At 66.7% G+C, this 15,154-nt stretch carries 11 protein-coding genes; 5 read left to right on the top strand and 6 right to left on the bottom strand.

Features of this window, described 5'->3' with window-relative positions; translation table 11 throughout:
* Positions 1 to 30: 30 nt before the first annotated feature.
* The 3 genes from RDU24_RS05215 to RDU24_RS05205 all read left to right on the top strand — a co-directional run bounded on the left by RDU24_RS05215 (position 31) and on the right by RDU24_RS05205 (position 3,928).
* A complete protein-coding gene (locus tag RDU24_RS05215; RefSeq protein ID WP_308734684.1) occupies positions 31 to 1,272 on the top strand; it encodes an alpha/beta hydrolase in 1,242 nt (413 codons plus the stop codon).
* 211 nt (positions 1,273 to 1,483) lie between these two features.
* Positions 1,484 to 2,596, top strand: coding sequence for an SGNH/GDSL hydrolase family protein (locus RDU24_RS05210; RefSeq protein WP_308734683.1), 1,113 nt, complete (start codon positions 1,484 to 1,486; stop codon positions 2,594 to 2,596).
* Positions 2,597 to 2,668: 72 nt separating this feature from the next.
* A complete protein-coding gene (locus RDU24_RS05205; protein ID WP_308734682.1) occupies positions 2,669 to 3,928 on the top strand; it encodes a hypothetical protein in 1,260 nt (419 codons plus the stop codon).
* Positions 3,929 to 3,984: 56 nt separating this feature from the next.
* On the opposite strand, the gene RDU24_RS05200 is transcribed toward RDU24_RS05205, so the two are convergent.
* The 4 genes from RDU24_RS05200 to RDU24_RS05185 are packed head-to-tail and all read right to left on the bottom strand — an operon-like array spanning position 3,985 to position 8,262.
* Entirely contained in the window at positions 3,985 to 5,031 is a 1,047-nt protein-coding gene (locus tag RDU24_RS05200) for a nucleotidyltransferase family protein (protein WP_308734681.1), read from the bottom strand.
* A gap of 41 nt (positions 5,032 to 5,072) precedes the next feature.
* Entirely contained in the window at positions 5,073 to 6,263 is a 1,191-nt protein-coding gene (gene neuC / locus RDU24_RS05195; protein WP_308734680.1) for a UDP-N-acetylglucosamine 2-epimerase, read from the bottom strand.
* 1 nt (position 6,264) lies between these two features.
* On the bottom strand, positions 6,265 to 7,242 hold the full coding sequence (locus tag RDU24_RS05190; RefSeq protein ID WP_308734679.1) for an NAD-dependent epimerase/dehydratase family protein: 978 nt from the start codon (positions 7,240 to 7,242) through the stop codon (positions 6,265 to 6,267).
* A 9-nt stretch (positions 7,243 to 7,251) separates the two neighbouring features.
* Positions 7,252 to 8,262, bottom strand: coding sequence for an NAD-dependent 4,6-dehydratase LegB (locus RDU24_RS05185; RefSeq protein ID WP_308734678.1), 1,011 nt, complete (start codon positions 8,260 to 8,262; stop codon positions 7,252 to 7,254).
* 183 nt (positions 8,263 to 8,445) lie between these two features.
* On the opposite strand from RDU24_RS05185, the gene RDU24_RS05180 reads away from it, so the two are divergent.
* Positions 8,446 to 8,814 (top strand): hypothetical protein, encoded by a 369-nt coding sequence (locus RDU24_RS05180; protein WP_308734677.1) that lies wholly within the window; start codon positions 8,446 to 8,448, stop codon positions 8,812 to 8,814.
* 114 nt (positions 8,815 to 8,928) lie between these two features.
* On the top strand, positions 8,929 to 10,122 hold the full coding sequence (locus RDU24_RS05175; RefSeq protein ID WP_308734676.1) for a pyridoxal phosphate-dependent aminotransferase: 1,194 nt from the start codon (positions 8,929 to 8,931) through the stop codon (positions 10,120 to 10,122).
* Between the two features lie 307 nt (positions 10,123 to 10,429).
* Here RDU24_RS05175 and RDU24_RS05170 read toward each other — a convergent pair whose 3' ends face one another.
* A complete protein-coding gene (locus RDU24_RS05170) occupies positions 10,430 to 12,445 on the bottom strand; it encodes a sensor histidine kinase (protein ID WP_308734675.1) in 2,016 nt (671 codons plus the stop codon).
* Between the two features lie 185 nt (positions 12,446 to 12,630).
* Positions 12,631 to 15,147 (bottom strand): glycogen/starch/alpha-glucan phosphorylase, encoded by a 2,517-nt coding sequence (locus RDU24_RS05165; RefSeq protein WP_308734674.1) that lies wholly within the window; start codon positions 15,145 to 15,147, stop codon positions 12,631 to 12,633.
* Positions 15,148 to 15,154: the final 7 nt, after the last annotated feature.

The following is a 15,154-nucleotide window of genomic DNA, read 5'->3' as shown; positions in this document are numbered from 1 at the left end:
CCGCTTCAGGCGGGTGTATCTCCCCAGCCCATGAGCATCTTCGTCCGAACCCGCCGCCTGCCCTTGCCCCTTGTCGTGCTGTTGGCGCTCATGGCGCTGCTCCCGGCCTGCGCCGACAAAACCCTGCCGCCGCCTTCGCAGGGCGTCGGCGTGCTCGCGCCCACCCTGCCGCAGCCCCCGCAGCCCGCAGAGCCCCAGAACTGGTTTCGCCCGACCATCTTCTACGCCACCAGCCGCAACGTGCTCGACGCGGGCTCCAAGACCAAAAGCGCACGCTACGGCGGCACGCGCTCGCGCGAGACATCCTACGGCGAGAACCGCATGAGCCTGTCCGGCACGGGCGCCGGCGCGGCGGACCGCATGGACGTTAAGGTCGGCCTGGAGTCCACCAGCCGCATGACCCGCGCCCGTTTCCTGTCCGAACTGGAACGCGCCGCCGCCCGCACCCCTCGGCGCGAGGTGCTGCTCTTCGTCCACGGCTTCGACAACAGCTTCGAGGACGCGGCCAAGACCGCCACGCGCATCAGCCACGGGGTGGGCTTCCAGGGCGCGGCGCTCATGTACAGCTGGCCCTCGGCCGCCAGCCCCACCGGCTACCTCACCGACCGCAACAACGCCTATTGGGCCGTGCACTACCTGAAGCAGCTTCTGTCCGACGTCTTGTCCGACCAGTGGATCGACCGGGTGAGCGTGGTGGTGCACAGCATGGGCAACGAGGTGTTCATCCGCGCCTACGCCGAGCTGGCCGACGAGTGCGCCCGGGCGGGCAGGGGCGACTTGAAGAAGCTTCGGAACATCGTGCTGGCCGCGCCGGACGTGGACCGCGAGATCTTCCTCGACCAGCACGCGCTGAAGCTCATGAGCCAGGGCGCGCGCATCGTGCTCTACGCCTCGCGTTCGGACATGGCGCTGGCGGCCTCGGCCCTGGTCCAGGGCGGCGATTACGAGCGCCTGGGCAAGAACGTGGTCTGCATCCCCGGACTGTCCGTCACCGACGTCTCCGACGTGAAGACAGACCTGCTCGGGCATTCGTGGATCGCCGACAGCCGCTCCGTGCTGACCGACCTGCGCTGCGTGCTCACCGAGGGTTGCGACCGTTACGCGGGCAAGATCCTGCAGGAGTACATCTGCCCGGACAGCGCCCGCTACTTCCTCGCCGCGCCGGGCAGCCAGGACCGCGCCACCAGCGGCAAGAGCTTCTGGCGGCTCAACGTGAACGACGGAGCAGGCGGCCCCACGTTGGGCGGCTACAAGCTGTCGCTGCCCTGGTAGGTCGGGCCGTCAGCGGGCAATGAGCGCCGCAAGCCCCTCCTGAGCGGCCACCTGCTCCGGGCGAAACGCCTGCCCGGCCCGTTGGAGAGGGCAGCCGAACTCCGCCGCGCATTGACACGACCTTGCCCGCCCGACTATGCACGCTGTTGAATGCGGCACGCTGAGGCAGGTCTGGCCCGGGCCGCGCACATTCCTCCCTAGGAGCCCGAAATTGTCCGAACGCCGCGAGAACAGATTCGAGAAGGCCCCCCGCAAGGTGCTGGCCGTGCTGTGGGGGATTATGGCCCTGGCCGTGTGCCTGGGCGTGTTCTTCATCGGCAAGGCCCTGCGCGACGAGGTTAAGCGTGGAGTCGAGCGCTACATCGTCCTGCGCGAGCGCAGGCCCTCCTCGGATATCCCGCAGCGGCCCGCCGCGGACCTGGTGGCCGTGGCCGACGGCGTTGAGAACAAGGCGTACCCTTTCCGCGTGGATGCCGACGGCTACCTCATGCCCTCGGCCGTGCACGACAAGCCGGACGTGACCGTGGTCTTCCTGGGCGGCTCCACCACGGAGTGCATGTACATGCAGGAGGAGGAGCGCTTCCCCTACCTGGTGGGCCGCGAGATGGAGAAGGCCCTGGGCCTCAAGGTGAATACCCTCAATGGCGGCACCGCTGGCAACAACACCCTGCACTGCGTGCTGGCCCTCCAGGGCAAGGTGGTTCCGCGAAAGCCCCAGGCCGTGGTGCTCATGGAGTGCATCAACGATGTGAACTACTTGATGCTGGTGGGCGATTACTGGGCCAACCACCCTTCCCGGGGCATCGTCTTCGACAAGCAATACGGCCTGGTCAAGTCCTTTCTCATCAAGCATTTCATGCAACGCGAAGTGATTGAGAGTACAGTCGAGGACGAATTCGTGGCTCAGCGCGGGAATAAGAGTGCGGCAGATATGGCCGCCTTGGCACAGGCCTACCGCAAGAACCTGGAACTGTTCGTCTTTGTCTGCCGCCAGCAGGGCATCACCCCTGTGCTCATGACCCAGTTCAACCGCTTTACCGAGCACCCGGAAGAGAATCTGCTCCGGCAGATGAAAGCCATCGCCGACTGGGGCATTGATTTCGCGAGCTACCGCTCTGCCTACATGACCTTGCAGGACACCATGCGCAAGGTGGCCGCGGAGCAGAAGGTGGCGTTCATCGACCTGGACGCCCTGGTGCCCAAGACCAAGGAATACATGTACGATGTGGTGCACCTGAACCCCAAGGGATCGAGCCTTGTGGCAGACATTGTGGCGGCGAAGCTGCCGGGCATCCTTGCCGCAAAGCTGCCGGGCAAGCGCTAGGCCGCCGGGGCGCGCAATCCGCCTACGGAGCGAACGCGCATCAAGCTCATGCGCACGTCACGAGGAAAGTTCTTGAGAAGCACGCCAGACATCTGCATCGCTTGGCTCAACGTCCACGGGGGAGCGTTCCACAAGCTCATCCACCTGCGTGACGTTTTGAGCGCCAGCGGGATCAGCAGCGAGCTGCTCTTTTCCACCAGCCCGCCGCACGGGCTCAAGGCCGGTGCCGGGCCAGGCTCGGATGTTCCAACAGACGCCATTGCGGACCTGGAGCGGCGGGGGGTGTTCCTGCTGCCGCGCCAGGAAGTGCTGCGCCGGGCCGAAAGTTCAAAGGCGCGGCTGCTGCTCGTCGACGCGCACCACGACCCCGACCTGCCGGGACTCATCGCCAAGGTCCGGGCGCGCGGCGTCGCAACCGCCCAAATGGCCACCCTCCTGGGCGACTTCACCTGCCACGGGGCCGAACACCTGCTCCTGCAGCATCCGCTGACCCTGTTCTTCGAGCTGGAGTTCAACCGCACGGCGGAGTCGCGCCGGTTTTTCGAGGCGGCGAGCATCACCTTCACCGGGAACATCTTTTTTGAGCCCACGCTCAACCGGCTGCACGGCGGGTATGCCACCCGGGAGGATTTTTTCGGGAAGTACGGCTTTGACCCCAAGCGGCCGCTGTGCCTGTGGCTGCCCAGCGCGCCGGACGTGCGCGACGAAAGCTACGGCCAGGTGGTTCGGGCGGTGCGCAACGCCGGGCACAACCTGGCGGTGAAGCTGCACCCCTGGGAGTACGCCTTCAAGAAGCACGGCCCGCCGCACCCCTGGGGTCTTGAGGACTCCTCGGACGCGCTCTGGGGTGTCACCGCCGTGGACGAGGCCGACACCACCTGGGCCTACCTCTTCTGCGACGCAGCCATCCTGCGCGCCTCGGCCATGAGCCTGGAGCTGCCCTTCTGGGACAAGCCCTCTGTGACCCTGCCCTCGGCGAACAAGCCGGGGCTTTTCGTGGCCCAGGCGAGTATGGTCCGCAGCTGCTCAACGCCGCTCTCGGGTCCTGATGAGCTGCCGGCGTTTCTCGGCAAGCCTTTGCCAGCCTATGCTCCGGCGGCCTATGCCGCCGCGCGCGCCCAGGTGCGCCTTGATCCGGGGAGCGACGCCTACGCGCTGACGACCACGGCGCTGGCAGGCATTCTGGAGGGGCGAGCCGCTGGGGTTCAGGGCTCGCAGGCGGGGCTGCGCAAGCTCTACGATCCCCACGTGACGCCGGAGCTCAAACGTTCCCTCAGGCCCGTTCGTCGGCTGCGCTACTCTGTCGGCCGCTTGTTGCGCGGTCTGTGCTGACTGGCGGGCACGCCGCGGCGCCAGGGGGGGGACAGGCCCTCAGGCCGGTGGGTGTGTCAGGAGTCCGAAGACAGGCAGTCCTGCTGCGCGCGCTCGAAGTCGTCCATGCGGCCGATGTCCAGCCAAGCGTCGCGCACGGGGAATACCGCGGCCTTCTGATTGCTGGCGACGATGGCTTCGAACAGCCGTGGCATGTCGTAGGCCTCGCCGGAGGGGAGCAACTGCGGCACCTGCGGCGACAGGGCGTAGATGCCCGCGTTGACGAAGACGGTCCGGCTGGGCTTCTCGTCGATGCACAGGAGGCGGTGTCCCTCCGTCCGCACCACGCCAAAGGGAATCTGCGTGGTGTAGTCGCGCACGCACATGGTGCCCACGGCCTCCTGTTCCGCATGGAACTCCAGCAGGTGGGCGAAATTCACGTTGGTGAGCAGGTCACCGTTCATCACCAGGAAAGGCAGCTCGAACTGCGGCAACAGGGCAAGCGCCCCGGCCGTGCCCAGGGGCTTGTCTTCGCGCAGGTAGGTAATGCACGCGCCGAATTTTGATCCGTCGCCAAAATGCGACTCCACCATCTCCGCCTTGTAGTTCACGGAAATATAAAAATTGCGGAAGCCCTGGGCCAGAAAGGTTTCCAGAATGCGTTCCAGAATCGGCTTGCCCCCCACGCGGAGCAGCGGCTTCGGGCAGGTGTCCGTGAGAGGGCGCAATCGCTCGCCCCGGCCACCGGCCATGAGCACGACGGGGTTTTCCAACTCTGCGCGGGCCATGAGGCTCATCATGGTCTCCAGCCCCATGACGCGGCCTTCGGCATCGACGATGGGAATCTGCCGGAGCGTCTTGGCCTGCATCAGGCCCATCAGGGTCGCGGGGTCGGCCTCAAGCGGCGCCGTGGTGGGCTTGCAGTTCATGAACTCTGACACAGGGCAGGCCAGCGACTTGCCTGCCAGAAGCACCCGGCGCACGTCGCCATCGGTGACGGTGCCGAGCAGCCGCCTGTTCTCGTCCACGACCAAGGCGATCTGAAGGCGCGTGGAATCAATGACGCGAAGGACCTCCAGGGAAGGGGTGTCTGGCGTGACCAGAACGGATTTCCACTTTTCCATGGCGGGTAGCTCCCTTTGGGTGTGCGGCCGATTCGTCACGGCTAGAAGGTCATCTTCTTCTGCACCAGGGCGGGGCCAAGGGCAATGGTCGCCAGGATGTCGGCGATGCGCGGCCCGGCGTTGCCAGAACCGTATGGGTTGGTGACGCTGGCGCATTTGGCCCGCCAGGCGTCGTCGAAAATGCCGCGCGCGCAGGCATCGTAAATGGCCTGCTCGTCGTAACCGGTGTCCACCACGTTGTCAGCGCGCAGGCGCCCCTGCTGGCGCGACCCGATGTTCACCACTGGGCAGCCGAAGATGGCCGTTTCCTTGATGCCGCTGGAGGAATTGCCCGCGTAGACCCCGCGGCCAGCCTTGCCGCAGAGGTGCAGGACGCCGTGATAGTTGCGCCGCCCAAGGCTCTTGTGGACCTGGATGTTGGGCAGGTTCTCGGCGGCAACCTTTTCCAGTTCGCCGATGATGGCTTTTCCGCCCGCGTCGTTGTTGGGGTAGGTGAGGATGATCTGCACGCCCTCGGCGGCCAGGCGGCGCATGGCCGCCAGCGCCGGGCGCACCTGTGCGCCGGCGTCCTCGAACTCCGTGGTCACGCTGTGCTGGGTGAAGATGACCACGGGTTTCGCCGGGTCAAGGCCGTAGCGCTCTCGCAACTCCTCGGGGCTGGCGAAATTTCCCGCCGCGATCAGGTCGAGCGCAGGGAAGCCAACGTTATGCACGCGCCAGGGCTCCTCGCCAAGCTTGCGCACGCGCTCGGCGGCTTCCTCGTTGGTGGTGAAGTGCAGGTGCGAAAGCTTGGTCATGGCGTGGCGGACGGAATCGTCCAGGGCGCCGCCCTCGGTGATGTCGCCACCCTCGATGTGCGCGGTGGGGATGCCCATTTGCGTGCCCGCAACAACGGCGGCAAGGCCCTCGAAGCGGTCGGCGTAGACCACGAAAAAGTCGGGCCGCAGCCGGTCCAGGCTCTCGGACAGGCTGACGATGCCCGTGCCGATGGCCTGGGCGGTGGCCGCGAGGGTGTCGTGGTGCATGGTCATCTTCACTTCAGCGTGGATGGCGAAGCCGTCGCGTTCGATTTCGCTCTTGGTGGCGCCAAAGTCCTCGTCCAGATGCGCGCCGCCCACGAAGAGATACCCTTCAAGAGCCGGGTGCGCGTTGATGGCCTTGATGATGGGGAACTGCAGGCCGTACTCTGCCCGGTTGCCGGTGAAGATGGCGATTTTGCGCTTCTGGGTCATGCTATTCCTGTGCGGCGCCCTCGCCGCGGATGCTTAAGGTGAGGCCTGTCCGGAGATCCGTTTCCGGCCGCCAGCCGGTGAGGGTCGTCAGGCGACTGTTGTCGAGCACTAGGCTCGACAGTCGGCCGTCCGGACCGGGAACCCGCTCCTGCGGGAGACGGGAAGTATGGAAAAGTTCGGCGCAAAGGTCAACGAGCGCCCCCACGGATGTGCCCAAGCCCGTGGACAGGTTGGCGATGAGGAAGTTCCCGGGCTTCTCCGGCAGGGAGAGCGCGGCAAGCCCGAGCTTCAGCAGGCCTTCTGCGGCATCGCCGACGAACAGGAAGTCCCGCACCGGGCTCTCGTCCCAGACCTGGATGGGGCCGCCTGACTTCGCCTGCGCAAGAATGCGCCCAAGCACGGTGTTTTCTCCACCGCCGTAGCCGTAAATATTGGACAGGCGCGCCACGGCCCCCCGCAGGACGCCGCCGCCGGGTTGGCAGGCCGCCCGGACCAGCCCCTCGGCCTCGATTTTTCCGCGCGCGTACTCCGCCGCGGGCAGGAGCGGGTCATCCTCAAGCGCCGGGCGGTCCAGGCCATCGCCATAGACGATGCCAGTGGACGGGAAAACAAAGGCGCAAGGCACGTCGGCAAGCCGGGCCAGGGTCTCGGCCACCAGGTCCACGTTCAGCCGCTGGGCCAGGGCCGGTTCGCGCTGGCAAACCTGCGCGTCTGCCAGCCCCGCCAAGTGGAAGAAGCCCGCGGGCTCGTCGGTTTGGCGAAGAAATTCCGCGGCCTCGGCAAGGGCGCCAGCCCCTTCTGCGCTGTGACGGTACTCTCTCGGCTGCGCGCCGGGCCAGGGCTTGGTGTCGATGCCGAGCACGCTCGCCCCGGAGGCCAGCAACAGCCTCACAACCTCCCGCCCAAGGAACCCGCAGGCACCGAAGACCACGGCGCGGGCATAGCGGGGGGCGGGCTGGGGTGATTGATCGACGGGCAAGGCCGACACCTAGATGTTGTACTGGTCGGCCTTGTAGGCCTTGCGGTTCTCCGGATCGGCGAACCACTGCGCGGTTTCGTGGAGCCCCCGGTCAAAGCCTTCCAGCCCGCCGTAAGTCGGGCGCCAGCCGCAGAGGTCCGCCGCCTTGGCGTTGCCTGCGAACAAGCGTTCCACTTCGCTTTTCTCGGGGCGCAGGCGCTCCCGGTCGCATTCGATCTCGATCTCGGCGCCCATGACGTGGGCGATGCGCTTTGCCGTGTCGCCGATGCTGACCTCGAACCCGCTGCCCACGTTGATGACCTCGCCCAGGGCCGCGTCGGCCTGGGCAACGGCGATGAACCCGCCGACGGTGTCGCTGACGAAGTTGAAGTCGCGCGTGGGGGAGAGCGCGCCAAGCTTGATGCAGCGCTTGCCAGCGGCGATCTGCGTGATGATGGTCGGGATGACGGCGCGGGCGCTCTGCCGGGGGCCGTAGGTGTTGAAGGGCCGGATGACGGCGACTGGCGTGCCGAAGGCTGCGTGGAAGGACAGGGCGAGCTGGTCCGCCCCGATCTTGGTCGCCGAGTAGGGAGACTGGCCCTGGAGCGGGTGCTCCTCGGTGATGGGCACGAAGCGTGCTGTGCCGTAAACCTCGCTCGTCGAGGTGTGCACCACCCGCTCCACGTCCAGGTCGCGCGCCGCCTGAACGATGTTCAGCGTGCCAGTGACGTTGGTCTGCACGTAGGTGTCGGGCGAGTGGTAGGAATACGGTATGGCGATGAGGGCGGCCAGGTGCAGCACGACGTCACAGCCGCGCATGGCCGTGCGTACGCCGTTGCCGTCCCGGATGTCCCCCTGGAACACGTCCAGGCTCTTCTTCAGCTCGGGCTCGAAGCTGTCCAGCCAGCCCCACGAGGAGAAAGCGTTGTAGTGCACAAAGGCGCGGACGTCATGCCCCTGACGAAGCAGCCGCTCCACGAGGTGCGAGCCGATGAACCCGCCCGCGCCGGTGACCAGAATCTTTTTGCCCAGAAGCTCCATGTCCTGCTCCTCCCGCCATGCAGTATGCCCTGACAGGCGATGAATTCATCCAGCGGTGGCACGATCAATAGAGAATGCGGGCCGGAATTGCAAGGCGCGGCCCGCTGGCGCTGGCCCCCCCCCTTGGCAAGCGGCCCGGCTGCGGCTACTCTCGCGCCAAACATTTTCGCAAAGGAGCGCCCCATGTCCTACACCACACCCCGCAAACTCCTGCTTCTGTCGCTCGCCTTGGGCCTCGTGCTGCTGCTCGCGCCCGCCGCGCACGCGCGCAAGGCCACGGTGCACTTTTTCGTCATCCCGGCCAGCATCCCCGCCGAGCAGTTGAACAAGCTCAACGATTTCCTCATCACCACCGCCGGGGGCTTCACGGCCTCGCGCAGCACGGGCGGTGCCATGGACAGCCTGGGCCGTGACTACAGCCCGGAGAACCTGAGCTACATCGTCTCCGCGCCGAAAAACGTCGCACGGGAGATACGCGGCTACCTCCAGAAGAACTGCGACCAGAAGAGCGTATTCATGCTGGTCTGGGAGGCCGAGCGCGTGGAGAAGTAGGGGCGGGGACGCCAGGAAGCGCGGGCGGGTGCCCCCCCCTTGGCTTTCGCCGCCGGTTTGGCTACTCTCGCGCCCACACATCGGCCCCAGGGCCACGCTTGAAGGAGCAACCACATGACCCTACTTTCCGCCCAGGTCTCAAGCTACATGGAGCGCTCGTCGTGGATTCGCCGCATGTTCGAGGCGGGCATCGAGCTCAAGAAGCAGTTTGGTGAGGACCAGGTCTGCGATTTCAGCCTGGGCAACCCCGACCTGCCGCCCCCGGCCTGCGTCTGCCAGGGCCTGCACGAGATCGCGGACGAGGCCGACGCCCCCTTCGCCTTCGGCTACATGCCCAACTTCGGCTACCCCTTCGTGCGCGAGGCGCTGGCCAAGGTCGTGAGCGTCGAGCAGGGCATGACCGTGGAGCCCACGGACCTGGTCATCACCTGCGGCGCGGCCGGGGCCATCAACGCCTTCTACCGCGCTGTGCTCGAACCCGGGGACGAGGTCCTCTGCCCCTCGCCCTATTTCGTGGAGTACGGCTTCTACGTGGAGAACCACAGCGGCGTGCTCAAGACCGCTCCGGCCAAGCCCGGCACCTTCGACCTCGACGTGGACGCCCTTGAGGCCGCCATCACCGACAAGACCGCCGTGGTGCTCATCAACTCGCCCAACAACCCCACCGGCGTGGTGTACCCGCGCGCCAGCCTCGTGGCCCTGTGCGAGATGCTGAAGCGCAAGAGCGAGGGCCGCAAGCGCCCCATCTTCCTCCTGGCCGACGAGCCCTACCGCTTCCTGGCCTTTGACGGCGCGGAGGTGCCCTCGCTGCTGCCCATGTACGACCACACGGTGGTGGTCAGCTCCTTCTCCAAGAACCTGTCGCTGGCGGGCGCGCGGGTGGGCTACGCCCTGGTCAACCCGCAGATGCCGGGCAAGGCGGAGCTCGTGGGCGGCATCATTCTGGCCAACCGCATCCTGGGCTTCGTCAATGCGCCCGCGCTGGCCCAGAAGCTGCTCGCCAAGACCCTCGGCTCCCAGGTGGACGCGCAGATCTACGCCGGCCGCCGCGACGCCATGAAGCAGGTCCTCGACGCCGCGGGCTACACCTACCCCCTGCCGCGCGGGGCGTTCTACTTCTTCCCCGAGGCCCCCGGGGGCGACGACGTGGCCTTTGTCCAACTGCTGCTGGAGGAGCGCATCCTGGCCGTGCCCGGCAAGGGCTTCGGCTGCCCGGGGCACTTCCGCCTGGCCTTCTGCGTGGGCGAGAACGTCATCCGCCGCGCCGCGGACGGGTTCAAAAGGGCCATCGAGAAGGCGAAGAAATAAGATGCGACCGGGGGGCCTGAGGCCCCCCAGACCCCCCCATGGCGCCGAAAGGGCTGTTTCAGGAGGAACCTGAAGCAGCCCTTTCGGCTTGTGTGGGGCAGGGGAGAGTCATGAAGCAGGCGGCAGCAGCCGTGATGCGCAGGTTGGGCGCGGGCGCGACACCCTTGAAACGCCCGAAGGGCGGCCAACCGTGCGCGGGGCTTTTTGTCGTCTTCGACAAAAAACCCGCGCACATTGCCAAGGCCAGCCCAACCGAGGCCTCCGCCCCAGCCACCCCGGCCCAGGCCGATGGGGGGTCCAGGGGGCCTCAGGCCCCTTGGCCGCCGGAGGCAGTCCCGGTCTCCCCGGTCTGCAGGCCCGGCCTGTCCAGCGGCACGGAGATGTTGAAGGTCGTGCCCTGGCCGGGCGCGCTGGCCACCAGGATGGTGCCGCCCAGGGTGCGCGAGACGAGGTTGTAGACGATGGACAGGCCGAGCCCGCTGCCGCCCTTCTGCCGGTAGGTGGTGAAGAACGGCTCGAAAATCATACCCAGGTGCTCCGGGGCGATGCCCTTGCCGTCGTCGCTGAAGGTGAGGCGCAGGCGGTCCTGCTCCCGGGCCAGGGAGATGCCGATGCGCCCGGCCTGGCCGGGGTCGTAGGCGTGCTGCAGGGAGTTCAGCACCAGGTTCGTCAGGATCTGGGAGAACACGCCGGGGTAGGAATCGAGCTCGAGCGCTGGGTCGCAGTCGAGCTCCACGGCGATGCTGGTCTTCTTGAGGTAGGGCCGCAGCGAGAGCAGCACCTGCTCCAGGTATTCGCGCAGGCGGAACACGCGGCGTTCCTCGGTGGAGCGGTCCACGGCCACCTGCTTGAAGCTGCGGATGAGGTCCGAGGCGCGGCGCAGGTTGGTCAGGATCATGCGCGTGGAGTCGTCGCAGGTGCCGAGGAACTGCTCCAGGCTGGTGCGCTTGAGCTGCCCGGCCTGGAACTCCTCCAGCATGGCCTTGGTCTTGTCCTCCAGGTGCGAGGCAGCGGTGACGCCGATGCCCACCGGGGTGTTGATCTCGTGCGCCACGCCCGCCACCAAAGCGCCGAGCGAGGCCATCTTCTCGGACTGGATGAGCTGCTTCTGGGCCTGGGACAAGCGCTCCATGGCCTCGGTGAGCTCCTTGTTGGCCGCGGCCAGCTCCTTGGTGCGGCTTTCCACGCGCTCCTCCAAAAACTCGTTCAGGTTGCAGACCTCGTTCTCAAAGGCCTGGCGTTCCTGCTCGCGCTCTTGCAGCGCCTGGGCCATGGCGTCGAAGGCCTGCCCCAGCTGGCCGATCTCGTCGCTGCCGCCTTCCAGGCCGCTGCGCGCGCCGAGCTCTCCAGCCCCCAGGCGCGCGGCGGCGGCGAGGAGCCCCTTGAGCTTGCGCACCACGGCCACCTCGCCCAGGGCCCAGGCAGAGCCCGTGGCCAGCAGGGCGACCACAAGCAGCAGGGCCAGGTTGCGCAGAACCACGCCGCGCGCGCTGGCCAAGGCCTCGCCAGCGGGCATGCCGACGCGGATCATCAGGTGCGGGAACGGCGCCCCCTCGAAGTGCAGGCGCTTGAAGGCGTAGAGTCGCAGCACTCCGTCCACGCCGACCTCGCGGAAGGTGCCCTCGTCCTTGGCGCCGGACATCCTCTCGATCATCCGCGGCAGATCGCTGACCCAGGTGTACTTCTCGGTTTCCGGGAAGCGCGTCAGGCGCATGCCCTTCGCGTCGGTGAGGGTGAAGACCGAGCCCGCGGGCAGCCTGGCCTCGGCGAACAGGCTGCCGAAGTGGTTCAGGTCAAAGGCCGCCACCAGCACGCCCCGGACCCTGCCCGGCGCGTCGGCCACGGGCTGGGCGAAGTTGAGGATCACGTGCCTGGCGTCGCGCAGGTAGACGTAGTCGCCGGTGACGAAGTCGCCACGGGCCATGGCGTCCTTGAAGTAGGAGGCCTCGGCCAGGGACTCGGCCAGACCGGTTGAGGCCGTGTCCGGGGCGCGGGCCACGACCACGCCCGAGGCATCGGCCAGGGCCAGGGTCACGTAGACGGGGTTGCGCTGCTGGATGTCGCGCAGCAGTTCCTGGCAGGCGGGGCGGTCGAGGCCGCGGACCTCGGAGGACTTGGCCAGGGTGGCCAAGAGGAGCCGCGCGTTGTCCACGATGCGCTCGTGGTTGGTGGCCATGTGCTGCACCTGCCGCAGGGCGTTCTGCTCGGCGGCGCTGACCGCGTTCTCCTCGAGCTCGCGGCCGGTGACAACCATGATGACCACGGCGGGCAGGGCCGCCGCGAACACAAGGGAGATCAGTCGGGTTCGGATGGATACGGTCATCGGGCTCACCGCCGCTCATGTCCGAGAACCAGCCAGGCCTTCGGGGGGTGCCTTCATTCTCGCTGTAACGCCCTGCGGCCGGTGACGTCAAGGAATGGCTTGGCTCGGGGAGCACGCCAGCAAAAAGGCCGCCCCGGTTGTCCGAAGGCGGCCTTTGCGTTGTGCCGGGACAGGACGCGCGGCGGCTAGAACTTCACGCCCCAGATGTCGCGCGCGTATTCGCCGATGGCGCGGTCGGAGGAGAAGTAGCCCATGCCCGCGGTGTTCAGGATGGACCTCCTGGTCCACAGGTCGTGCTCGCGGTAGAGCGTGCCCACCTGCTTCTGGGTGTCGATGTAGGAGCGGAAGTCGGACAAGAGCATCCAGCGGTCGCCGTCCTTCAGCAGGGCGTCGGCGATGGGCCGGAACAGGTCGGGCGTGAGCGGCGAGAAGTGCCCGGAGGCCATGAGGTCGATGACCCGGTGCAGGGTCTCGTCTTTCTGGTAGTAATCCCAGGGGTTGTAGCCGCGCGCTTTGAGCGCGTTGACCTCGGGCGTGGTCAGGCCGAAGACGAAGAAGTTTTCGGGCCCGATGCGCTCGCGCATCTCCACGTTTGCGCCGTCCAGCGTGCCGATGGTCAGCGCGCCGTTCAGGGCGAACTTCATGTTGCCGGTGCCGCTGGCCTCGGTTCCCGCCAGCGAGATCTGCTCGGAGAGGTCGGTGCCGGGGATGATCTTCTCGGCGTTTGAGACGCAGTAGTTGGGGATGAAGGCCACGTTCAGCATGCCCTTGCACTTGGGTTCGCGGTGCACGGTCTCGGCCACGGCGTGGATGAGCCGGATGATGAGCTTGGCCATGCGGTAGCCGGGCGCGGCCTTGCCGCCGAAGATGACCGTGCGCGGCGCCAAGTGCGGCCCGGCCTGGCCGGAGCGCAGGTCCTCGTACAGGCTGATGACGTGCAGCACGTTCAAGAGCTGGCGCTTGTATTCGTGGATGCGCTTCACCTGCACATCGAACATGCTCTCCGGGTCGAGCTCCTTGCCCACCTTGTGGTGCGCGTAGTCGGCCAGGCGCTTCTTGTTCTGCTGCTTGATCTTGGCCCAGCGGGCGCGGAAGCCGCTGTCCTCGGCAAAGGGCTTAAGCTCTTCCAGGCGCTTCAGGTTGTTGATCCAGCCCTCGCCGATGGCCTCGGTGATGAGCGCGGAGAGGTCCGGGTTGCACTGCCTGAGCCAGCGCCGGGGCGTGACGCCGTTGGTCTTGTTGTTGAAGCGTTCGGGGAACAGCTCGCTGAAGTCGCGGAAGATGGAGTTTTTAACGATGTCGGAATGCAGGGCCGAGACACCGTTGATCGAGTGTGAGCCGAGCACCGCCAGGTTGGCCATGCGCACGCGCTTGCCGTAGTCCTCGCCGATGAGCGAGAGCCGTGAGAGCTTGCCGTCGTCGCCGGGGTAGCGCAGGCGAACCTCGTCCATGAAGCGGCGGTTGATCTCGTAGATGATCTCCATGTGCCGGGGAAGCACTCGCGCCATGAGGTCCACGGGCCAAGTCTCCAGGGCCTCGGGCATGACGGTGTGGTTGGTGTAGGCAAAGGTGCCCACGCAGATCTTCCAGGCCTTTTCCCAGGGCAGCAGGTGGTCGTCCACGAGGATGCGCATGAGCTCGGCGATGGCGATGGCCGGGTGGGTGTCGTTCAGCTGCACGGCCACCAGGTCCGGCAGCTCGTCGAAGCCCTGGTGGTGCTTCATGTGGCGGCGGGTGATGTCGTGGAAGGTGGCTGCCACGAAGAAATACTGCTGCTTGAGGCGCAGCTCCTGGCCCTCCACGAAGGAGTCCTGCGGGTAGAGCACCTTGGAGATGTTCTCGCTCTTGGCCTTGTCCTCGATGGCCTTCAGGTACGCGCCGGAGTTGAAGAACTCCAGGTCGAAGTCGCGGCTCGACTTGGCGCTCCACAGGCGCATGTTGATGACGTTGCCGTTCTCGAAGCCGGGCACCATCATGTCGTAGGCCATGGCCATGACCTTGGTGCCGCCCTCCCAGACGTGGCGCAGGCGGCCGTGGTCGTCGGTGTAGGACTTGACCTGCCCGCCGAACTGCACCGGGAAGAGGTAGCCGGAGCGGTCGTATTCCCAGGGATTGCCGAAGCGCAGCCAGTTGTCCGGGCGCTCCACCTGCCAGCCGTCCTGGATGCTCTGGTGGAAGATGCCGTACTCGTAGCGGATGCCGTAGCCGTAGCCGGGGATGTTCAGCGTGGCCATGGAGTCGAGGTAGCAGGAGGCCAGGCGCCCCAGGCCGCCGTTGCCCAGGCCCGCGTCCCACTCGACCTCGGTGATCTCCTCGTAGTCCTGCCCCAGGCTTGCCAGGGCCTCGCGCACCTGGTCCTCGATGCCGAGGCAGAGCACGTTGTTCTTGAGCGAGCGGCCCACCAGGAACTCCAGGGACAAGTAGTAAACACGCTTGGAGCTTTTGTCGTAGTAGGAGCGCTGGGTTTTTATCCAGTGCTCGGCCATGCGCTCGCGCATGGTGTAGGCCACGGCCTTGAAGTAGTCGTGCAGGCCCGCCCGGGTAATGTCCTTGCCGAGGAAGGCGAACATGTGCTTGCGGATGTCCTCTTTCAAGGTTTCCACTGGGTTGCAGTGCGACTCGGGCGCGACGGGCGTGCTGCTCGAAGCGCTCTTTGGCGCTGTTTTGGCCTTGGTGGCGGCGGCGGCTTTCTTGGCGGACATGGGATCC

Origin of the sequence: Humidesulfovibrio sp. (assembly GCF_031082295.1) — a bacterium.
GTDB lineage: Bacteria > Desulfobacterota > Desulfovibrionia > Desulfovibrionales > Desulfovibrionaceae > Humidesulfovibrio.
This window is presented reverse-complemented; position numbering and strand designations above follow the sequence as displayed.